Consider the following 20973-nt stretch of genomic DNA (forward strand, 5'->3'; position numbering starts at 1 on the left):
TTTCTAATAATGAATGGCAATATCATATGCTGAAAATGTTCAGCCGCCTGATCAGCCTGCTGCCGTATCGTACCGTTCTTTTTCTGGGACGGATGCTGGGACCGGTATATGCCCGTGTTGCCGGCAGACAGCGTAAGCGGGCTCTGGAACAGATGATAGAGAGTCTTCATATTAGCAAGGAAGAAGCGGAACGTATCATCGACAGGCTGTTTGTCAAACTAGGACAAACTTTCCTCGAAGTGATGTATATGCCGTCACTTACTCCGGCTAAAGCGAAACAATATATTACCATTGAAAACCGGCATTACCTGGATGCTGCCCTGAAAGAGGACAAAGGGGTTGTCCTGCTTACCGCTCATATCGGCAACTGGGAGTGGCTGGGAGCAGTTCTGGCGATGGAAGGCTTTCCGTTGACCACAGTTATTAAAAGACAGCCTAATGACCAGCATACACGTATCCTAAACGAATACCGGGAAAATGCCGGTATAGAAGTTTTTGCCCGGGGCAGCTCTGAATTAGTTGGAGCGGCTAAAGCTCTGAAAAAAGGTAAAATTCTCGGTTTCTTAGCAGATCAGGATGCCGGAACAAGCGGGATTGCCTTACCTTTCCTTGGCAAGCTGGCATCAACTCCTATGGGACCGGCTGTTTTTGCTAAGCGCTTCAAGTCTCCGATTGTGCCGGCATTCATTGTCCGGCAGCCTGAAGGCGGTCATCGGGTTTTGCTGTATGAGCCGTTTTATTATCAGGATACAGGAAATGAAGACCGTGATATCTATGAGCTCACTTTGAAAATGACCCAAATAACAGAAGAGGTTATTCGTACCTATCCCGATGAGTGGTTATGGTTCCAGAAACGATGGAATACCAAAATTGAAAATCACGAGGTGCCGAAATCTCCTCCGATGGCAGGTGAAGCAATTTGAAGAAAACCACATATCTGGCTATCGCCTGTTTTGTATTGTTTCTGGCTGCCGGGGTGTGGTATTTCGTCAAAGACGAGCCATTGCCGCCTAAAGTTCCGCCAGCAGAGACAACAAACAGCTTACCGGCAAATGTGACGTTTTCCGGCAGCTCGATTGTTGAAGAGCGGGATGGAAAACGTTTGTGGGAGCTTAGTGCCGAAAATATAGAAGTTGATGCAGCGACCAAGCAAGTAACACTGCATAACCTGAAAGGCATTTTTTATCAGCCTTCCGGTGGTAAACTGGAGATGGCTGCTCTTAGGGGGACCTTAGATGCCACAACAAAGGATATTATTATGGAAGGTCAGATTGTAGCTACTGCCAGCGATGGAGCACGCTTAGAGGCTGCCCAGCTGCGTTATATTTCGCAGCAAAGCCGGATCTTTGGCTCCGGTGGAGTAGCGGTAACCCAGCAGGGCACAGTATTGAGCGGTGATAACTTGGAGAGCGATACAACATTGACGAAATTTAAAATAACCGGTAACGCCAAGGTACTACGGGGAGGGAAAGCCCAATGAAAAAGAAACTAATGATTTACATGCTCGCTATTTTCTGTTCATTGGGGGTGGCTAATCCTTATGCGGCAGGCAGCAATTCTCCTGTTGAACTAACGGCCGATACCATTGAGTATGACTCGGTTCAGGGAGTCGCAGTTGCTCAAGGTGGCGTGCGGATTGTTCGCGATAAAGCGGTCATGACTGGGTATGCCGTCCGTTACAATGCCAATACGGGTGAAACAGTGCTGAGCGGCGGCGTGAAGGTAGTGCAGGATCAGGCTACCCTGACGGCTGACGAAGTACAGTCGCTTGACGGCAATCATATGACTGCTACCGGCGATGTAGTGCTGATAAAAGAAGATCAGCGCTTAACAGGTACGCAGCTTGATTACTACTCTGATAAAAGCTATGCATTACTGTCCGGTGGCGCTCGCTTAACAACAAGTGATGCAGTTATGACTGCGCCACAACTGGAAAGCTGGATAAGTGAGAACCGGGCTGTCGGTACCGGCGGTGTTCACATCGTCAGCGATACGCATCAAGTAGATGCAACCGCTGATCAGGCTGCCTATACCAGTGGTAACGGGGAGCCAGGCAGGATCGTATTATCCGGCAATGCCCGTGCTGTCCAGCAGGGCAATACGCTGACCGGGAATACACTGACCATTCTGCTTGGTGAAAAGGCGCTGAACGCACAGGGCCGCACAAAGCTTGTCATTACTCCTCAGTAGGTTATAAACCCCCATACTTTTAGAGCAGAGGTTATCTCTATGTATATTGAAACAAAAGATCTGGTGAAAACCTTTAAAGAACGCAATGTAGTGAATGGTGTAAGCCTCAGGGTTGAAAAAGGGCAGATTGTTGGACTCTTAGGTCCGAATGGTGCCGGTAAGACGACGACTTTTTATATGATAGTAGGGCTTGAACGGCCTAATTCCGGACATATATCCGTAAATGGCGAAGATATAACGAATATGCCCATGTACCAGCGGTCCCGCTATGGTATCGGTTATCTGCCACAAGAGGCTTCTATCTTTCGCAAACTTTCGGTAGAGGATAATCTCATGGCAATTTTGGAGACTACTTCGCTGACCGAAGCAGAGCGCAACGCAAAAATGGAAGGTCTCCTGGAGGAGTTTCATGTCACTCATGTTCGCAAGCGTAAAGGCTCTGAATTGTCGGGAGGCGAACGGCGCCGGGTAGAAATCGCCCGCTGTCTGGCCACCGATCCGACCTTCATTTTGCTTGATGAACCTTTTGCCGGTGTTGACCCCATTGCGGTAGCCGATATCCAGAGTATTATCAGCTATCTTAGGGACAGAGGCATCGGTGTCCTGATTACGGACCACAATGTTCGCGAAACACTTAGTATTGTTGATAAAGCATATATTTTAAATGAAGGGCAAATCCTTATCTCCGGCGACAGTGCAACTATTGCTAACAGTGAAATTGCCCGTAAGTTTTATCTCGGAGACAAGTTTACCTTATAATTCTGGGACATGTCGGTGCGATTTATTACTTCAGAGTAGGAGAACTTCATGCGCATTTTAGATAAATATATAGTAAAAGAGCTGCTTGGCCCTTTCATCTTCGGTATCTGCGCTTTTTCCAGCGTGTTTATCGGTACTTCAACCTTATTCCGGATTGCCCAGTATATTGCCAAATACGGCGCATCGCTGACATCCGTAACAAAGCTCTTTTTTCTCAGTCTGCCGTCCATCATCGTGCTGACATTTCCCATGTCCATGCTGCTGGCTTCGCTGTTATCCTTTGGCCGGTTATCCGGCTCCAGTGAAATTACGGCAATGCGTTCGGGGGGCTTAAGCTTTTACCGGTTGGCAGCGCCTGTGTTTGTTGTTGCTTTGCTAGTCAGTCTAATGGCAGTTACTTTTAATGAGTTAGTAGTGCCTAAGGCCAATGCTGCTTATCAGAACGTACTTCGCTATGAAATAGAACGCAATAATTCGCCGAAGTCGGAAGAGCATATAGTCATCAAGGATGTGAAGGAAGGTTCTATCCAGCGCCTAACTTATGCCCGTAAATTTGATGAGGCTACCAGCACTATGCAGGCAGTGACAATTCAGGAGTTTCAGGATGAAAAACTGGTAAGAGTGGAAAATGCCGAAAAGGCATTGTGGCAGAACAACCAGTGGGTCATGTATTCAGGGATTATCTATGATCTTTCCGGTGAAGGCGGCTTAGAGCGTACCATGAAGTTTGAACAGCAGGTAATGCCGATTAACAAAACGCCGACAGCTATCAGCCGTGAGCAAAAGAAGCCGGAAGAAATGACAATAAAGGAACTCAAGCAGCAGATTAAGATTCTGCAGGCTGAATATGTGAAAACAAGTAAATATGAGATCGAGCTTCATCAACGCATCACCATTCCGGTAGCGAGCTTTGTCTTTGCTCTGATTGGTACGCCGCTGGGACTGCAGCCACACCGGTCAAGCTCCTCAATCGGCCTTGGTCTTAGTATTATCATTATCTTCATTTACTACTCCTTTATGACAATTACGACAGCTCTTGGCCAGGGCGGTGCCATGCCGGCTTTCATAGCCGCCTGGATTCCGAACATCATTGGCATGATTGTTGGTATCTATCTGATTCGTCGAGCTTCCCAATAAAAAATAAGATCATCACTTCTCCAGAAAGGAGGGAAGACTATGTACGGCCTCGCGCTTATTGCTATCCTTGCCGTCATGGGCGGTGCAATTGCCTATATCGGCGATAAACTAGGTACCAAAGTAGGAAAAAAGAAACTAAGTATGTTTGGCCTCCGGCCTAAACACACCTCGATAATTGTCACCATTGTGACAGGGATTCTAATTGCTGCTTCAACGCTGGGAATATTGTCACTTACCTCACGGGATGTACGGACTGCCCTCTTTGGCATGGAAGCGCTCAAGACCGAGCTGATTCGTCTCTCCCAGGAGGTTACGGTCAAAAACAGCGAACTGGAAACCAGCCGGGCAGCTTTGCAGGCAAAGATCGCCGAGTTTTCAACGTTAGATGCCAAGGTCAAGGAATCGGCACGGCAATTAGCTGAAATCACTGATGAACTGTCGCAAGTAACGGATGAACGGGATAGAACCATTGCTGCCTTATCGAAGGTTCAAAAGGACTATACAACAGCCAAAGGTGATTTAACAAAAGCGACAAAAGAAATTGCTGCACTTCAAACGACCAAAACAGAATTAGATAAACGGGTTGCTTCCTTAAATGAAGCCAAGGTTTCCTTACAAAGTGATGTTGACCGCTTAAATGAATTGGCCGTTAACCTGAAAAAGGGGATTGAAGTAGTACGCGAGGGCGTCGTGATCTTCCGGGCCGGAGAAGTGTTGTCGACTACGGTTATGCAGGGCGGCCTGCCCCAGGAACAGACAGAACAGGCGCTCAGCCAGATCATTTATGGTACAAATCGCAGTATTACCGATAAACTAGGTGTTCAAAGCGATTTGGAAATGCTCTGGGTAGCTAAAAATGATTATCAGCAGGCAGCGTCACTGATTTCGTCTACACCGGGAAGCATCATTGTGCGAATCACTGCGGCTGGTAATACCATCTATGGGGAACCAACCATTAGCCGCATTGACCTTTATCCCAATAAATTAGTCTATGACACCGGTGCTGTTGTATACTCGGAAGTATTCGATGCCGGTAAAAATAACAAGCAGGCAGAAGAAGCAGTACTGCTTTTTCTGCAAAAAGTAAATGCGGAAGCAATTAAAGAGGGGATACTGCCCGATCCTATCCAAGGCACAGTAGGTGCTATGAGCGGATCGCAGCTCTTTGAGACAATCAATAAAGTAAAACGGTTTAACAGCAAAGTAGAAATTGCGGCAGTCACAACTGATGATATTCACACTGCTGGACCATTAAAAATTACAATTCGCGTAAGAGCAATTCAATAAGTAGGGTGTAGGACTCCAGCAGGACTTTCTGCTGGAGTCTTTTTTATTTAGGAAATGGGGACAGTCCCCTTTTTCTTTGGAAGCCTCGCTTTCCTCAGTTCTTGTCTTCGTTCTTTTTGGCCCTTCTGGAAATAGCAGGTCCGCAGGATGGAGAATTGCCAGCTTACGTTAAGAAATTCGTGCTGTTTGAGCAAAGCGAGTTTACGAATTTTAGTAAGCTGGTAATTCTCCAAGGCAATTGGAAGACAGGCCTAGAATTTTTGGTCCTTTTTGTTTCGATGACAAAAGGACGAACCCGGGCATTTCTCTAGGCGTTATCTTTGTCGATAAATAGATGCGTGTAGCTCTGGCATCTTTATTAAGAGGAGAAGTAAACGGCTCTGTGCTTTTGCCTTGATGCAAAAGTACCAAAAAATCAAGACCTGTATAAAAATGGCCTTGGAAGCAGACCTTCCCTGCTAAAATTCCGAAACTCGCTGCGCTCAAACAGTCGGAATTTCTTTACGCAAGAAAGGTCTGCTTCCACCCTGCAGGTCGGCAATTTTTATAAGGGTCAGGGGATACGAAAACAAAGAACGGAGGAGACATGAGGCTTGCTTATTTCGATCTCTGTTTTCGTTCTCTTCGGCCTTTCTGGAAATAGCCGGTCCGAAGGATGGCAAAGCGCCAGCTTACGTTAAGAAATTCGTACTGTTTGAGCAATCGCGAGTTTACGAATTTTAGTAAGCTGGCGCTTTGCCAAGGCAATTGGAAGAGTAGGCCTAGCCTTTTTGGTCCGTTTGTGGCGATGACAAAAGGAGATCAGCACTTAACATAAAGTACCAGTTTCTAAAAGAAGGATTCTCCCCCCTTTTGTAGAATTACATAGCTATCAAGATAATATGTTAACAAGCATATTTTTTTGAAACTACGTGACTAATTAGTCAGTGCTTAATAATAAAGGTTTTACCAAAAACTACAAGTACTCATTAAGCAGGACTTTAATAAGAAACGTAGAATTATGTAAACAGTAAGACAAACACCTGCGAAAAGCGGCAGGGGCATAAAGAGAGGATAAGAACCTTTCTGCCGGAAGGGAAGTAGAGTGGAGGAAACGTGGATACTCCCGTCGACACCCCCTGGCGGAGAAAGACAAACCAATCGGCATGCTGGTGAAAACACCCGCGAAAAAAACAAAACACTTAAGGGGGATTCCATCGTGAAAAAAAGACTTTTAAAAGTCGCTGTTACCACTGCTTTAACTGTGGCCTTCGCGGTTCCTGCCTTCGCTAATCCTTTTGCTGACGTTCCTGCTAAACACTGGGCTTATGACGCTGTAAACAAACTTGCTCAAGCTGGTGTAGTTGATGGTTATGGCGACGGAACTTTCCGTGGCGACAAAACCGTTACCCGTTATGAAATGGCTCAAATCATTGCAAAAGCAATGACTAAGAGTGTAAACGCTGATCAAAAAGAAACTCTTGATAAACTCTCCAAAGAGTTCGGTACTGAACTGACTACTCTTGGTGTAAAAGTTGACGGTCTGCAAGACCAAATGGACAAAATGGTTAAAATCTCCGGTGACGCTCGTGTCCGTTATGGCGCTGTTGAAGACAACAGTGACAACACTGACTTCCGTGCCCGTGTAAGCTTTGATGGCAAAATCAATGACGACATGAAGTTCAATGCCCGCGTAACTAGCGGTAACATTGCTTATGACGACAGCAACAGCGGTATCAAGCTTGACACTGCCAACGTTTCCTTCAATGCACTTGGCCTAAACACTACTATTGGTCGTCAAGACGTGAAACTTGGTTCCGGTTTCCTTATGGATACGCAAGGTAATGCCATTGCAACTAAAGCTGGCGACCTGAAATTGTTTGCCGGTAACTTCAAAGATTCCAGCAGCAACAAAGATCGTTTCTATGGTGCAGAATACAAACATGATATCTTAGGCGCTAAAGTAACTGCCGATTACCTGAAAAACGATTCTCAAGATACTGAAGTATATGGTGCTAACGCTACCTTCGGTCTTGCTAAAAACGTAAGTGCCGTAGCTGAATACTTCAAACAAGACGACCTGAAAGCACAAGCTTATGGTGTGAAATTTGACAAAGTTGGTCTTTCTGTAATGCACAGAGATGTTGATGCCGGTATCGTAAATGCATACTCCAATATCACAAGCGATATCAACACCTTCGGATCTGTTGCCCTCAAAGGCATGGAATACCAATATGACAGAGCTCTTGGCAAAAATGCAGTGTTGACTGTTAAACACCAAGACTTTGACAACCTGGACGCTCATACTAACGCTTACGTTAACGTTAAATTCTAATAATCTCTTAAGCATACCTGTCAGGGCGCGAGCAATCGCGCCCTGTTTTTTTATCTGCTTCCACCTGCGTCCTAAAGGACTTGGTGCAAGCCAAGTCTTTTCTAATGACTTGGAGCAGGGATTTTGTTCCTTCGAGAAGAACAAGGACAAATAAAGTATTGCATTTATAGTAAAATACAAGCTAATGCATCCGAGTATGTAGTGGCGGAGATGATAAAAAATGGCTGTTGTGATAGCCGATCTGTTAAAATTGCCAGCCTTGCGCTTGGCTAAAGTCAGCGCTGGCGAACAGGGACTGACACGGGAAGTTGAATATATTGATGTACTGGACAGTCCTGATGACAGCGGTCTAAAATCACGGGGACTGTATTTGACCAGCGGCTTTGTATTTCAGAGCTCTGAGAAGCTGCAGGAAACGCTGATTGAGCAGCTTGAGGAAAAAGGCGCAGCAGGTATTGTTTTGCAGGTAGGTCGCTATATAAAAGAGGTGCCGGCTGAAATTCTGACGACAGCGAACCGGCTGGGATTCCCGGTTATTGTCTTACCTGAGGGCAGCAGTTTTGCGGCAGTTATTAAAGAAGGTTTGGAACAGGTGTTTTTTCAGCAAGGCAAAGAAATTCGCCGTTCTCAAGAAATTCAGAAACGGCTTGCAGAACTGGCCTATACTGGTGCTGAACTGCAGCAAATTGCGCAAACGATTGTTAGTCTGGTAGCTAATACGATTATTGTAGCAGACCGGGATTTTTCTCTCTTGTCGTATGCGTATCTCGATAAGCCGTATAAAGGGCGCAATCCTAAAGTATATGCCGGCAAAATAATAGATAAATACTTATACAACTTAAAGCGAACTGGTTTCATTGATAAAATTCGCTGCAGAAAAAAAGCCGAGCGGGCTGAGGTGTTGTTCAGTAATCTGGGGCAGCAAGCCTGGGTTATTGTCCCGGTTTTAATCAACGGTGAGATACTCGGTTATATTGCGATGCTGGAGGATCAGCACAGGTTGTGTGAGCAAGACTGGCAGGTATTGGTTCAGGCTGCTAATGTAACGGCAGTGGCTATCTATAAGCAGCTGGCTGAGGGGGAAGTCGTAAGACGGCGGCGCAATGACTTTCTCTCTGGTATTCTTGAGGGCAGCGTACAGGAAGGGCAGGCTGTCCTGGAGCAGGCGGCAGCCTTGCAGTTGGATCTGAATAAAACCTGGCTTGCTGTTCAGCTTGAAATCCGGAGTCCAATAAAATTCACACAACACCCTTTAGCGAATGAAGAGCAGGATGATGCTGCTGCTAAGCAATGGGGCATTGCAATGCTGACTACTCAGCTCACAGCCAGGCAAAGCGACCTGTTGGTAGTGGGCAAGCAAAGCGGCATCACTATTTTGTGCCCGCTGATGACAGAGGCAAGTAGTGAGACGATAGCGAAACGCATTGAACTAATCCGCCATGAACTGCATGTATTTTCCCCCGAATTGGAGATCGCCCTGGGCGTCAGCCGACCTTGCCGGGACTATCGATTGCTGCCAGAGGCTTACGGAGAAGCAAAAGAGGCTTTAGAGATTGGCCGCAAGCTTAACCGAATCGGCTGTGTGTATTACTTTGACGAATTAGGTGTATATCAGTTCCTGACAAAAGTTCGGGATATGCCTGAGGTCAAAGCCTACTATCAGGCGGTTATCGGCAAGCTTGATCAGGTGGAGCCCAGTGTCCGGCATGATTTAGTAAAGACACTGGAACAATATTTTACTGCCAATGGCAATGTCTTTAAGGCGGCGCAGGGACTTTTTCTTCATCGCAACAGCATGAAGTACCGTCTGGAACGGATTCAGGAAATATTGGGAGTTGATCTGGATGATGCGGAAGTCCGGTTCAACTTGCAATTAGCCTTGAAAATCCGGCCGCTCATGCAGCGCTAACGGACAGGCTTGTCTTGCAAAGGAAATCACCCATTGTCACATTCGGACAGTGATTGGTGATTTTTTTTGTGCTACAGTGCTAATGCGGTGCACAAATGTTTAGCAGTAAGATAAGTCTGAGTAGTTATCATTTTTTATTTAAAGGGGAGGATTTTATGAGCAGTGAAGAACGCCGCCTCGATTATCTGAATGTGTCAGGGCGGGAGTACGCTCCTTACGTGGCTGCCGACAAAGTTATCCCGGAGTTTACGGCAACCGCAATTATCATGGGGGCAGTATTGGCAATTATCTTCGGCATGGCCAACGCCTATCTCGGTCTTAAGGCGGGGATGACGGTAAGTGCCACTATTCCGGCAGCCGTTATTTCCATGGGGCTGTTAAAGGGTGTCTTTAAACGGGGAACTGTTCTGGAAAACACAGTAGCCCAATCAATTGCCTCTTCCGGCGAAGCAGTAGCAGCCGGTATGATTTTTACTGTGCCGGCATTTTTCTTATGGGGCTATGCGCCGGACATGATGACCATGACCATAATGGCTTTACTTGGCGGTTCACTGGGAGTTCTGCTGATGATCCCGCTGCGTCGCTATTTAATTGTTGACGAACATGCCAATTTACCTTACCCTGAAGGTACAGCCTGTGCCGAAGTACTTGTTGTCGGTGACCAGGGAGGTACTGGTGCCAAAACGGTATTTGCCGGTATTGGTATTGGGGCAGGCTATAAGTTTCTGATGGGTGCTTTAGGCATTTGGGAAGAAAATCCTGAATGGGCCATCCCCGGTTTAAAGGGAGCAGCAATCGGCTTTGACGTATTGCCTGCACTAATGGGCGTCGGCTTTATTATAGGGCCGCGAGCAGCCTTCACGATGTTTGCCGGCAGTATTCTCAGCTGGCTGGTACTGATGCCTTTGATTTCCTATTTCGGCAGTGGGCTGACAATACCGGTTTTTCCGGCAACAACACCCATTTCAGAAATGGATCACTGGGCATTGTGGAGTAAATACATTCGCTATATTGGAGCTGGCGGCGTGGCAGTGGGCGGTATGTTCAGCCTGCTGAAGTCCATGCCTACCATCATTAGTTCTTTTAAAGCCTCAATGAGCGGACTGACAAAAGGCGGCGCTGCAGCTGCTAACGACAGTCTCAGAACACAAAAAGACATGCCTGTCATGTCGATCCTAATCGGAACGGTGATTATTTTCCTTGCCTGCGCTTTCCTGCCACAGCTGCATATGGGCGTAATCGGCGCTATTATGGTAGTAGTATTCGGCTTTTTCTTCACTACCGTGTCGTCGCGCATTGTTGGTTTAATCGGATCTTCCAGCAATCCGGTCTCTGGTATGACCATTGGCACACTGATTCTGGTCAGCGTCCTCTTAAAAGCCATGGGTTATACTGGTACGGAAGGGATGTTGGCGGCTTTGAGCATCGGTGCTCTTGTCTGCATCTCTATTGCCATGGCTGGCGACACTTCACAAGACTTGAAAACAGCTTTTTTAATTGGTGCAACACCTTACCGGCAGCAATATGCATTACTTATCGGCGTAGTAGCTTCAGCTGCCGTTATCGGCTGGACACTGATGATGCTGAACAGTGCTTATGGTTTCGGTACCAAAGAACTGGCTGCACCGCAGGCTACCTTAATGTCCCTTGTTGTAAAAGGCGTTATTGATGGCTCGCTGCCATGGGCTCTAGTTGGTATCGGTGCTTTCGTAGCAGTGGTTGCTGAGCTATTAGGTATCTCCGTCTTGGCATTTGCCGTAGGTATGTATTTGCCAATCCATTTGAATGCAGCAATTGCTGTCGGCGGCTTGCTCAGCTTGCTTCTGACTAAAACAGTGAAGCACGTTGAAGAGCTTAAAAAGCGGACCGAAGAAGGCATTCTGCTTGCCTCCGGTTTGATTGCCGGCGATTCTTTGATGGGAGTTGTATTGGCACTGTTGGTATATGAAAATGTTGATATGTCCTTAGGCATGAAGTGGGGCGGTTTTGTCAATGAGGTGTCGATGGGCATATTCGTGATATTGGCTATTGGCTTCCTGCGACACTGCCTGAGCTTCAAATGGAATAAGGAAAATGAATAATGACCAAGCGGCAAAATAATCTCATGATAAAGCGCCCAGCCGGTCGTGAGCATGTGGCAGCAATAGCGGATGAGCAGCAGCTGGTTGTGTATCATAACCACTGGCTGAGCAAACTGTGTTCCCGGTTCTTTCGGACGCCGCAGCAAACGTATATCAAGCTTGATGCTTATGGTGCTTTTGTCTGGCGCCATTGTAACGGTGAATATACAGTTGCTGATATTGCCCGGTTGATGGGTGAGGAATTTGGCGAGCAGGCTGAACCTGTTTTGGAACGGTTGATCGTCTTCCTGCGCATGCTGTTAGGCAGAAAATTAATTGTGTTAGTGGACTGAATAGTACGGTCAGGGGAGGAATTACGTCATGTCAGGCGAAGTTTTTGTAATGGGTACATTAGGATTTGCTGTTATGGGTGCTATCCTATACGTCTGGGGCTATCGCAAAGCGCGCAGAGCTCCCCGGCAGCTGCACCAGCGCATGGGGCAGGTTATTGAACGGCAAATTCAGCTTTGCCTGACAGAGCGTCCTCAGGGCGCAACTCGCAAAGAAATTGCGAAAGCGATTGCAGGGCTTAGCGTAGGCAATCAACTGCAGGGGTATAAGCTCGAAGTAGCAGATACCGATGCTGCTGCCGGTGCGGTCTTAGACCGGATGATTGACCGGGGAATCATTAGTGAACAGGGACAGGGCAAATCCCGCAAATATGTTTTGCGCCTGCCTGAAGAAGCGTAATAGGGGGGATGGCGATGACAACCCGATTGGGTAACAGCGCGGATATTGCAATCCGCCAATGTATGGCGGTTAAGCCGGGGGAAACAGTGCTGGTTATAACCGACATGCCTACCCGCAGTGTAGGTCAGGCTTTGTGGGAAAAAGCAGTGGAGGCTGGAGCGGAAGCGCTGTATATGGAAATGGTGCCTCGCAAAAATGACGGTGCCGAACCGCCGGCAGCTATTGCGGCAGCCATGCTGCAGGCTGATGTCGTGCTTGGGGCCACGTCGCGTTCCTTCTCCCATACACAGGCGCGTAAAGAAGCCAGTAAAAAGGGCGTTCGTATCGCCACGCTGCCGGGAATTACGGAAGACATTATGCAGCGGACCTTGAATGCTGATTATCAGCGCATTGCCAAACTGAGCACATTATTTGCCGATTTGCTCAGCAAGGGCAGCCATGTTCATATTTCTACGCCTGCCGGAACTAACCTCACGCTGTCCATTGCAGGCCGGGACGGTCATCCTGATACAGGTATTAACCACGCGCCCGGTGATCTTGGCAACCTGCCGGCCGGTGAAGCGTACATAGCACCGGTCGAAGGAACCACAGAAGGCATTTTCGTTATCGATGGTGCCATGGCTGGTATCGGTGTTTTGGAAACTCCCATTAAATTGACGGTAGAAAAGGGCTATGTCAGTAAAATCGAAGGCGGCCAGGAAGGGCGAAAGCTCGAAGCGACGCTTGATGAATACGGCAAGGAGGCCCGGAACATTGCTGAACTTGGAATCGGAACCAATGATCAGGCTATTCTTTCAGGACGTGTTCTGGAAGATGAAAAAGTAATGGGAACAGTCCATATCGCCCTTGGCAATAACTTTGGCTTTGGCGGCACCTGCCAGATACCGCTTCATCTGGATGGGATATTGTTGAACCCAACGTTGACAATTGACGGTCAAGTCGTGATTAAAGACGGCAAACACGTCCTTACAGCTTAAAAGTGGCGACTGATACACCAGTGAAAAGTTTACTGGTGTATATTTTTTCTTGTTTGTTGTCGGCCGATTATTTAAAATGACCTAATTCCAGCCCATCTGTCATTGCGAGGAGCGCAGCGACGTGGCAATCTCATCTTTGCCGCCTAAACTTTTCTTGACTACACGGAGGAAAATTCCTCCTATTTTTTTTGTCAGGAAAGGAATAAACTTCCTTAGAAAGAATATAATAAGCAAAGAAGGGATGACTAATGAGTCAATATATTATAGCTGTCGACCCAGGCAGAGAAAAATGTGGCATTGCCGTTGTCCATAACAAGGAAGGCGCTGTTCTCCAACAGGTCGTAGAAACGACAAACCTGGTAAACTGCGTACGTAAGCTGGCTGACCAATATGATACAACCACCGTTATTCTCGGTGACGGAACAGCTCATAAGCAGGCTGAAGTTGAGCTGCTTAGTGCTCGGATTGAGGACAGGCCATTAATCGTCAAGCTTGTCGACGAAAAGCATTCTACAGAAGAAGCACGCCATCTCTATTGGAAGCATAACCCGCCAAAGGGGCTGAAACGGTTGATACCGGTTTCTATGCAGGTGCCGCCAGAGCCGGTGGATGGATACGTCGCCATAATCCTAGCCCACCGTTATTTCGGGGGCGGCCGCCGATAAGGCCCCATCTGCGTTGTTGTCGCTGCGGGCGTTCGTTTGCCGTACCGCCGCTGTACTGTCTTCACTCACGTCCTCGCTCCGCCTAGCATCTGGAGCCTTCTCGACGGCCTAGGCTGAGTGGCAATGGGAACTGAGGGGGAACGGGCTTCTGGCGTTTGGGCGTGATAAGTTCCCCTGCGGGGTGCACAGTTAACTATAGCTAGCAAAGACAATGACTCCCAGCCCGTCTGTCATTGCGAGGAGCGCAGCGACGCGGCAATCTCGTCTTTTGCTTACCTAGCCTTTCACAACGTTTAGGCTTATTGGCAGAGAGACGAGGAGCAGGCTTACTGCTATTAGTGGTAGATAGCTCCCCTGTGGGATGCACCATTAACTACAGCTAGTCAAGACTCGGTGACTCACAGCCTAACTGTCATTGCGAGGAGCGCAGCGACGTGGCAATCTCATCTTGTAGCTTCATAGTATCCAGCCCTCCTAAAGGGCTTTGTAATCTCATCATTTACCCCATTTCAGTTTACAAAGTTAACAAGCTTACATGGAAAAAATAAATTATCTGAAATAATTTTTATAAATCGACAAATTTTTGGCAGGAATACTCTTCCTCATGTTGAATATATTACCTAGAAGATTGTTATGGGATATTATTCCAACCATATGATTCTAATCATGGGACTGCCTGACAAACAGAGAGGCGGCGAGGGGTGCACACCTTATAAGCGCTCGGGTTGTTATGCGGGATCATGAATAGGGTATGAGCTGAAAAAGGAAAACACGTTCTGAGGAAACATGGACACTCGAATGGAAACCCTTCTTAGGCTCATCGATAGATCAAAAAAATAAAAAAATCTAAGGGGGCTATTCTAAATGAAAAAGAAAATTGCTGCTGCTCTTGCGGTTACTTTCGCTCTTGGCGTAACTAGCGCTTTCGCTGCTAATCCTTTCGTTGACGTTCCTGCAAAACATTGGGCTTATGACGCTGTAAGCAAATTGGCTCAAGCTGGTATCGTTGATGGTTATGGCGACGGAACTTTCCGTGGCGACAAAAACATCACCCGTTATGAAATGGCTCAAATCGTAGCTAAAGCTCTTGCAAAAGAAGAAAAAGCTAACGCTGAGCAAAAAGCTCTTCTGAACAAACTTTCCGCTGAATTCAGCGAAGAATTGGATAACCTGGGCGTTCGCGTGAAAAAATTAGAAAAAACTGCTCCTACTGTAAAGATTTCTGCTGACTCCCGTATTCGCGGCTTCGAAAATGGTTCCGTAGACGAGAATGGTAAATTACTAAATGAAGCTGGTAAAGCTGCTACGAAAACATACACCCAACAACGTTTCCGTCTGTATGTTGATGGCAATGTAAATGATAATGTAGCTTTCAATGGCCGTCTGTCTGCACAAAACACTAACAATACTGATGTTGCTAATGGCAACAACGATCCTATATATCTGGACTATGGCTACTTCACTTTCAAAAATGTTGCTAATGGTGCCGATGTTCTGCTTGGCCGTCAACTTTTGAATTTGGGCTATGGCCTGGTTTCCGCTCCTACCGGCGGATATGATTCAGTAAAAGTTGCTTTCGGTGGCGATAAAGTAAAAGCTCTTGTAGGTTATGGCGACATTTCCAGCAAGTTAGGAACTTACACCGCTAGTACTTATGCTTGGAATGGTACTGCAAATGTAACAGTTCCTGCTTACAATACTCAAGCAAAAAATAACAAAGCTGGTAATAGTGATATCATGGTTACTACTGCGAATATCACTTATACTCCAAGCAAAAGCTTCCAGGCAATTGGCTCGGTATATTACAGCAACACTAGCAAATACGCATATGAAGTATACAGCTTAGGTGCTAAAGCGCAATTAAATAAAAACTTTAGCTTAACTGGTGAGTATGTAACGAACGAAGCAGACTTAGCTGCAAATGCTGATGACCATGCATGGAATGCTCAACTGGGCTACAAAGGCGCCAACAGAGCAGTACCGAAATCCTTCGGTCTCTTCGTTAACTACAAAAAATACGGTGCAGATGCCCTTGACTACACTTTGACTAGCATCCCTGTATTTGAAGGAATTAACGATCAATTCACTCGTAATAATGGCGTTAAAGGTCTTGGTTATGGTGTGAACTATGCATTCTCGAAAAACTTTGTCACTACTGTAACTTACGAAGATCTTGAGTCCTATAATGGTAAAATTGACCGTCCGGCATTCACTTATGCCCGCGCTGAATTCTGGTTCTAATCAGTTTTTGAAAACAGGCTCCCAATTGGGAGCCTGTTTTTTTATTATTAAAATCCTGCAAGTAAAGCAGTAAGAAGTATATAACGAAAATATACTATTATTTACAATATATTCCTAAATGTGACTCTTCAGGATGCAATTGTACTTCATAAAAATACGTAATGGTAGAATGTTAACAAGTTGTTAAATTTTTTTTAACAAAACGCAAACAATAAGCAGGAGTTTTGTATTATTCCTAGAAATTACTATACATTCTCTTTCGGTTATCCTGTCGCAACAAGGATGTGCACTACTTAGTCGCGGCGGGATTTCTTAGTATAGAGATGGCTGGATTTGATCGGAATAAGGAAACGTGGACACTTACTCATGAGCAAAACCAGCCTTGGTGAATTCATTATAATTATTTAAAAAACCAAGGGGGAAAACAAAAATGAAGAAGAAAGCCCTTTCCGCTGCATTGGCAGCCGCCTTCGTTCTTACTACCGCTGGTAGTGTACTCGCCGCTCCAATAGTATTTGATGGGAAGTTTGAGCATCAGTATCGCTACAATACCTGGGATAATGTGAAAGATGATGATGGTAATCTGGTTCCTGATAATGAAGATGGCTTTAAGTCAACCGTTATCTTGAATGCAACTACTAATGTTGGCAAGAATGTGGATTTCTTTGCTCGCTTTGCTGCTCAACATGCCACAATTGGCGCAGATTTCTCATCTGATGCAACAAGTGGAGAAAACACAGCAGCAATTGATCAGTTTGGTTTTATCTTCAAAGATACAAACGGATTTAGCTATAAATTAGGCCGCCAGGATGCAAGTGTTGGCTCGACCGCTATTTTCTACAATACCAGCCCTTATCTTGGCAAATATATGTTTGCTGATGGTATCACTGTAACTGGTAAGTCCGGTGTAACTGATTTGAAAGTAATTGCGGTAAAAGAAGATAGAAAATTAAGCAATAAAGAAAATAAGCTGTTTGCACTTTCCGGATCTTACAGCCCTGCTCAAAACTGGACTTTAGGTGGAACCTTAGCGAAGTACGATTATAAGGACTCTACTATTAAAGATACTAATCATTGGGCACTAAATGCTGGATATGATCAAGGCAAAGCATCCTACTTTGCTGAATATGGTAAATCTAATGCCGATACTGAAAATAGTGCTTATGGTATAGGCGTATCTTACTCACCAGATGCTAAGAATACCTTCTATGCTATAAATTACAAAATTGAAACTAATGCAGACATGAATAACTGGACTGATTATGAATCTGGCTGGAAGGGTATGTACTATGGTTACAACTACAAGTACAATAAAGATACCACTGTAAAACTCTTCCTGCGCGATATGAAGGGCGTACAGGACAGCTCGGAAAAGAATACTTCTTTCCGTACCACAGTTAGCATTAAGTTCTAATATTGTTAACTCCCATGCGTACGCATGGGAGTTTCTTATCTTTATATCCGACTGACCAGTCATTTCCTTGTTGTGCTTATCCTTATTCTTATGTATAATGGTATTAAGAAGGGGGATACATATGAAATCAAAAAAAACTTTTGTTATCGGTTTAGTGCTCTTTTGCCTCCTGTCAGTCGCAGTCGTTCCTGTTACGCAGGCTTTTAGTCTTGGTGACATACTAAAGGTTGGTGGTATAGGTTTCGTAATTGATAAGTTTTCTGAACCACTCAATAAGTTCATTAATACTCTTACCTTCCAAAGTGGTGGCGAGCATGACTATGCTACTAAGGTAGTGCCGATTATTACAATTGGTAGTGGTGGCTATATTGGTGCAGCCCAGGTCATGGGACCGGCTGAACTGGTGGATCAGGTGCAGGCTGTTCTGCAGGCAGAAGGCAACTTCAATGGCAAACAGTTCCGTGCCAAAGTCTTAATTCCAATTGACAGCAAGAATCCAACTAAATTCTCCCGTGTCCAAGGCGTAGGCTTATCTGCCTTGATTGACGTAAAAATCTAATAAGTTATTCATCCTGCCAGCTACTGGCAGGATTTTTTTTTTTTCGTCACGAATATATTTAAAAGATGTATCGTCCGTTAAAAGAACCAACTCCAGGCCGTTCAGAAAGCTCCAGATGCTAGGAAGGCCGAGGAAGCGAGCGAAGACAGTATAGCGCGGGTACGGCGAGCGAGCTCCCGCAGGTCTGACAACGTAGATGGGGCTTTATCAACGGCCTATGTCTGAGATAATAACCTGGGAGGGATTTTATGTTACGCAAATGGATCTCCGGTACGCTTGCAGTACTGGTATTAGCTGGTACACCTGTGTTTGCTCAAAATGCAGAATTAACAATTGTGGATAAAACCAAAGCAGTGGAGCAAGTTTTATATGGTACTGATCAAACCGGTTCCTTATCGGAACGTCTTACCAGGCTGGAAAAAGAAATTTACGGTTCTGAAACCAAAGAAGCTTTAATGGGAAAAGCGGACAAGCTCTATACCTATTCGAAGGAAAATACACTGACCGCTCCCTCTTTAATTACCCGTTTAAATGCTGTTGAATGGGCAATCAGTCACAATCAGACGGCAGTACCAGCCAAGCAAAAGTTAGAGCAATTGGAGCAATTGCTGATTGGAGCGCCTGCACCTGGGGCCCTGGATAAGCGCATAACAAAAGTATCCAATATTGCTTTTACCCAATCACCTGAAATGAATGAAGTAACACTATTTCCAGATACGCTTGTGCGAATTAAAATGATCACGCCCCTAGATACACGTCAAAACCGGGAAGGCGATGCTTTTACTTTTGAGGCTTCTGAAGACGTCTATGTCAATGGGGTACTGGTGATTGCCAAGGGGGCAGTTGGGGAAGGCAAGATACTGAAAGTACAGCAAGCAAGAAATTTTGGACGGGATGCGAAGCTAGACCTGAGCTTTGATACCCTGCAGGCTTTTGACGGAACAGAGGTACAGACTTTTCTAGGTGATAAGGCCAAAGAAGAGACGAAATCCTTAGCTAAGGCAGCGGGAGCTACTGTTGCCGGTCTGATCGTATTAGGCCCTGTTGGTGTTGTCGGCGGCGCCTTTATTCATGGCAAGGATGTAACCATACCTGTCGGGGCAGAGCTCTATATTCAGACGAAAGCCGAAGCCAGTGTTTATGGTTTAAAAGTGAAATAACTGGAAATAATAGCGCCAGCATGTTACCATGTCTGGCGCTATTTTGCATATCTGCCTTTCTTTACTATGTAGAATAGTGCAGGAAAAAGCGGACAAGCAGCGAATAATTAGTAAGATAGGTACATTGTAAGTTTAGACTAGAGGGAGCAATATATGAATAACTCGAAAAAAGTGATGATTGGCTTATTAGCTCTTATATTTGTGTTTGGAACAGCAACGGTCCAAGCGGCACCTAATAAGCCGACGACAAATTCTTCTGCTGCAAAAGCTCCAATTGTGGTAGAGGCTGATGAATTGTATTTTAGTGATTCTAGCGGAGATCTATATGCTAAGGGAAATGTGCAAATCAAACAAAATGACGATAAAGTAGAAGCTCAACTTTTGAATGGTAATACGCAGAAAAATGAAGTTTGGACTGATGGTGAAGCGCTGATTACACGGCCAGGGATGGAGCTAACCACTACTGGTATGCACTATAACCTTGCTAACCATAGCGGCAGCATGCAATCAAGCAAGGGCACAATTGAGAGACTGCATATTACTAGTAAGGCGATTACTACTTCTCCTGTGCATACCACTATGAATAACGGAACGGTTACTGGCTGTCCTGCAGAGGTGCCGGATTACCATATCAGTGCCGACCGGGTCGAAATATGGCCTGGCGACAAAATGATTGCTTACAATGCTAAATTTTGGATTAAGAATACGGTGATTTTTTCCCTGCCCAGATACCAATCATCCCTGAAAGAAGGGGAGGGAACTGGCTTTGCCTTTCCTAAACCAAGCTATTCTTCAGATAACGGCATCGGTATTGAGCAGCACATTGAAGTCCCCTTCAGCCCACGGTTGGCTGTCTTTGCAGACCTTGATTACTACAGCAAAGTAAATTTCAAACCCATGTATGGACTAATTAGCCGCAACAGCAATTTTACAGCTAAACTTGGCTATGGCAATGAAGAAAATGGTGATCATGAGTGGATCAAAAAAGAGCCGGAGTTGTCAGTGCAGCTAAACTCTCAGCGATTGGGGTCGAGTTCGCTGACTCTGGGGGCTTCTGCCGGATGGGGACAATGGAACGAAGGAGTAGTCAGAGGCACTCATACTGGATTTAGTATGTATCTGTCTAATGATCCCATTGTACTTGGTTCGAAAACCACCCTTAATCTGGGTACTGGCTTTGACCGGAACTTTTATGGCTACAATGACTCGAATAATAGTGTTTTCCGCTTCGACTCTAATTTGGAGATGAAACCTAATAGCCGACTGGATACATGGCTAGGATATAGCTATAGCAGCAATATCGGTACTACACCATACGAGTTTGACCGAATCGATGTTGCCAAAGAAGGAAGAATCGGGTTTATGTACCAAGTAGACCGTTTGAATGGTCTTGGTGTTAAAGTGCGCTATGACCTGGAGCACGGCAGTACGCAAGATATAGACTATACCTGGAGACGGAATCTGCATTGCTTTGAGGCGGATATCACTTACAGGGCTAAACGGAGTGAAGTACGGGTCAAAGTAGATGCGGTGAAATGGTAAGCGAGGATG

General features: G+C 45.7%; 18 protein-coding genes. All 18 read left to right on the plus strand.

Annotated elements, in window-relative coordinates:
• Window positions 1–26: 26 nt before the first annotated feature.
• The 18 genes from RTR76_RS07100 (at window position 27) to lptC (RTR76_RS07185) (ending at window position 20964) form a co-directional block, all read left to right on the plus strand.
• A complete protein-coding gene (locus RTR76_RS07100; protein WP_312518818.1) occupies window positions 27–923 on the plus strand; it encodes a lysophospholipid acyltransferase family protein in 897 nt (298 codons plus the stop codon).
• The gene (lptC, locus tag RTR76_RS07105; RefSeq protein ID WP_312518452.1) at window positions 920–1480 is read left to right on the plus strand and encodes an LPS export ABC transporter periplasmic protein LptC; all 561 of its coding nucleotides are present in this window, start codon (window positions 920–922) and stop codon (window positions 1478–1480) included. Before RTR76_RS07100 ends, lptC (RTR76_RS07105) begins: the two co-directional genes overlap by 4 nt.
• Window positions 1477–2190 carry an LptA/OstA family protein gene (locus tag RTR76_RS07110; protein WP_312518454.1) on the plus strand — a complete coding sequence of 238 codons (714 nt, stop codon included), beginning with the start codon at window positions 1477–1479 and terminating at the stop codon, window positions 2188–2190. The genes lptC (RTR76_RS07105) and RTR76_RS07110 overlap by 4 nt, the downstream gene beginning before the upstream one ends.
• Before the next feature lie 39 nt (window positions 2191–2229).
• A complete protein-coding gene (gene lptB / locus RTR76_RS07115; RefSeq protein WP_312518457.1) occupies window positions 2230–2949 on the plus strand; it encodes an LPS export ABC transporter ATP-binding protein in 720 nt (239 codons plus the stop codon).
• Window positions 2950–2997: 48 nt separating this feature from the next.
• Complete coding sequence (locus RTR76_RS07120) at window positions 2998–4086, plus strand: LptF/LptG family permease (RefSeq protein ID WP_312518460.1); 1089 nt, start codon at window positions 2998–3000, stop codon at window positions 4084–4086.
• A gap of 39 nt (window positions 4087–4125) precedes the next feature.
• A complete protein-coding gene (locus tag RTR76_RS07125; RefSeq protein ID WP_312518463.1) occupies window positions 4126–5373 on the plus strand; it encodes a DUF3084 domain-containing protein in 1248 nt (415 codons plus the stop codon).
• A 1198-nt stretch (window positions 5374–6571) separates the two neighbouring features.
• Complete coding sequence (locus RTR76_RS07130; protein WP_312518465.1) at window positions 6572–7687, plus strand: S-layer homology domain-containing protein; 1116 nt, start codon at window positions 6572–6574, stop codon at window positions 7685–7687.
• Between the two features lie 220 nt (window positions 7688–7907).
• Window positions 7908–9596 carry a PucR family transcriptional regulator ligand-binding domain-containing protein gene (locus RTR76_RS07135; RefSeq protein ID WP_312518468.1) on the plus strand — a complete coding sequence of 563 codons (1689 nt, stop codon included), beginning with the start codon at window positions 7908–7910 and terminating at the stop codon, window positions 9594–9596.
• Window positions 9597–9751: 155 nt separating this feature from the next.
• The gene (locus RTR76_RS07140) at window positions 9752–11677 is read left to right on the plus strand and encodes an OPT family oligopeptide transporter (protein WP_312518471.1); all 1926 of its coding nucleotides are present in this window, start codon (window positions 9752–9754) and stop codon (window positions 11675–11677) included.
• Entirely contained in the window at window positions 11677–12009 is a 333-nt protein-coding gene (locus tag RTR76_RS07145) for a PqqD family protein (RefSeq protein ID WP_312518473.1), read from the plus strand. The genes RTR76_RS07140 and RTR76_RS07145 overlap by 1 nt, the downstream gene beginning before the upstream one ends.
• Window positions 12010–12037: 28 nt before the next feature.
• Window positions 12038–12406 carry a hypothetical protein gene (locus tag RTR76_RS07150; RefSeq protein ID WP_312518476.1) on the plus strand — a complete coding sequence of 123 codons (369 nt, stop codon included), beginning with the start codon at window positions 12038–12040 and terminating at the stop codon, window positions 12404–12406.
• A 14-nt stretch (window positions 12407–12420) separates the two neighbouring features.
• Entirely contained in the window at window positions 12421–13383 is a 963-nt protein-coding gene (locus RTR76_RS07155; protein ID WP_312518479.1) for an aminopeptidase, read from the plus strand.
• 248 nt (window positions 13384–13631) lie between these two features.
• Window positions 13632–14048 carry a pre-16S rRNA-processing nuclease YqgF gene (locus tag RTR76_RS07160; protein WP_312518482.1) on the plus strand — a complete coding sequence of 139 codons (417 nt, stop codon included), beginning with the start codon at window positions 13632–13634 and terminating at the stop codon, window positions 14046–14048.
• 864 nt (window positions 14049–14912) lie between these two features.
• Entirely contained in the window at window positions 14913–16289 is a 1377-nt protein-coding gene (locus RTR76_RS07165; RefSeq protein ID WP_312518484.1) for an S-layer homology domain-containing protein, read from the plus strand.
• Between the two features lie 430 nt (window positions 16290–16719).
• Window positions 16720–17703 (plus strand): hypothetical protein, encoded by a 984-nt coding sequence (locus RTR76_RS07170; RefSeq protein WP_312518486.1) that lies wholly within the window; start codon window positions 16720–16722, stop codon window positions 17701–17703.
• 121 nt (window positions 17704–17824) lie between these two features.
• A complete protein-coding gene (locus RTR76_RS07175; protein WP_312518488.1) occupies window positions 17825–18262 on the plus strand; it encodes a hypothetical protein in 438 nt (145 codons plus the stop codon).
• Window positions 18263–18510: 248 nt separating this feature from the next.
• Window positions 18511–19422, plus strand: a complete 912-nt coding sequence (locus tag RTR76_RS07180; RefSeq protein ID WP_312518491.1) for a hypothetical protein — start codon at window positions 18511–18513, stop codon at window positions 19420–19422.
• Window positions 19423–19575: 153 nt separating this feature from the next.
• Window positions 19576–20964: an LPS export ABC transporter periplasmic protein LptC gene (lptC, locus tag RTR76_RS07185; RefSeq protein ID WP_312518494.1), complete on the plus strand. Its 1389-nt coding sequence runs from the start codon at window positions 19576–19578 to the stop codon at window positions 20962–20964.
• Window positions 20965–20973: the final 9 nt, after the last annotated feature.

The organism is Anaerospora sp., assembly GCF_032013335.1.
GTDB lineage: Bacteria > Bacillota > Negativicutes > Sporomusales > DSM-15969 > Anaerospora.

Excerpts from the sequence above, each read along its gene's own strand:
- RTR76_RS07110 (WP_312518454.1), top strand. The coding sequence starts at position 1,477 with ATGAAAAAGAAACTAATGATTTACATGCTCGCTATTTTCTGTTCATTG.
- RTR76_RS07175 (WP_312518488.1), top strand. The coding sequence starts at position 17,825 with ATGAAATCAAAAAAAACTTTTGTTATCGGTTTAGTGCTCTTTTGCCTC.
- lptC (WP_312518494.1), top strand. The coding sequence starts at position 19,576 with ATGAATAACTCGAAAAAAGTGATGATTGGCTTATTAGCTCTTATATTT.
- RTR76_RS07155 (WP_312518479.1), top strand. The coding sequence starts at position 12,421 with ATGACAACCCGATTGGGTAACAGCGCGGATATTGCAATCCGCCAATGT.
- RTR76_RS07160 (WP_312518482.1), top strand. The coding sequence starts at position 13,632 with ATGAGTCAATATATTATAGCTGTCGACCCAGGCAGAGAAAAATGTGGC.
- RTR76_RS07170 (WP_312518486.1), top strand. The coding sequence starts at position 16,720 with ATGAAGAAGAAAGCCCTTTCCGCTGCATTGGCAGCCGCCTTCGTTCTT.
- RTR76_RS07100 (WP_312518818.1), top strand. The coding sequence starts at position 27 with ATGCTGAAAATGTTCAGCCGCCTGATCAGCCTGCTGCCGTATCGTACC.
- RTR76_RS07150 (WP_312518476.1), top strand. The coding sequence starts at position 12,038 with ATGTCAGGCGAAGTTTTTGTAATGGGTACATTAGGATTTGCTGTTATG.
- RTR76_RS07135 (WP_312518468.1), top strand. The coding sequence starts at position 7,908 with ATGGCTGTTGTGATAGCCGATCTGTTAAAATTGCCAGCCTTGCGCTTG.
- RTR76_RS07145 (WP_312518473.1), top strand. The coding sequence starts at position 11,677 with ATGACCAAGCGGCAAAATAATCTCATGATAAAGCGCCCAGCCGGTCGT.
- RTR76_RS07165 (WP_312518484.1), top strand. The coding sequence starts at position 14,913 with ATGAAAAAGAAAATTGCTGCTGCTCTTGCGGTTACTTTCGCTCTTGGC.
- RTR76_RS07120 (WP_312518460.1), top strand. The coding sequence starts at position 2,998 with ATGCGCATTTTAGATAAATATATAGTAAAAGAGCTGCTTGGCCCTTTC.
- RTR76_RS07140 (WP_312518471.1), top strand. The coding sequence starts at position 9,752 with ATGAGCAGTGAAGAACGCCGCCTCGATTATCTGAATGTGTCAGGGCGG.
- lptB (WP_312518457.1), top strand. The coding sequence starts at position 2,230 with ATGTATATTGAAACAAAAGATCTGGTGAAAACCTTTAAAGAACGCAAT.
- RTR76_RS07125 (WP_312518463.1), top strand. The coding sequence starts at position 4,126 with ATGTACGGCCTCGCGCTTATTGCTATCCTTGCCGTCATGGGCGGTGCA.
- RTR76_RS07180 (WP_312518491.1), top strand. The coding sequence starts at position 18,511 with ATGTTACGCAAATGGATCTCCGGTACGCTTGCAGTACTGGTATTAGCT.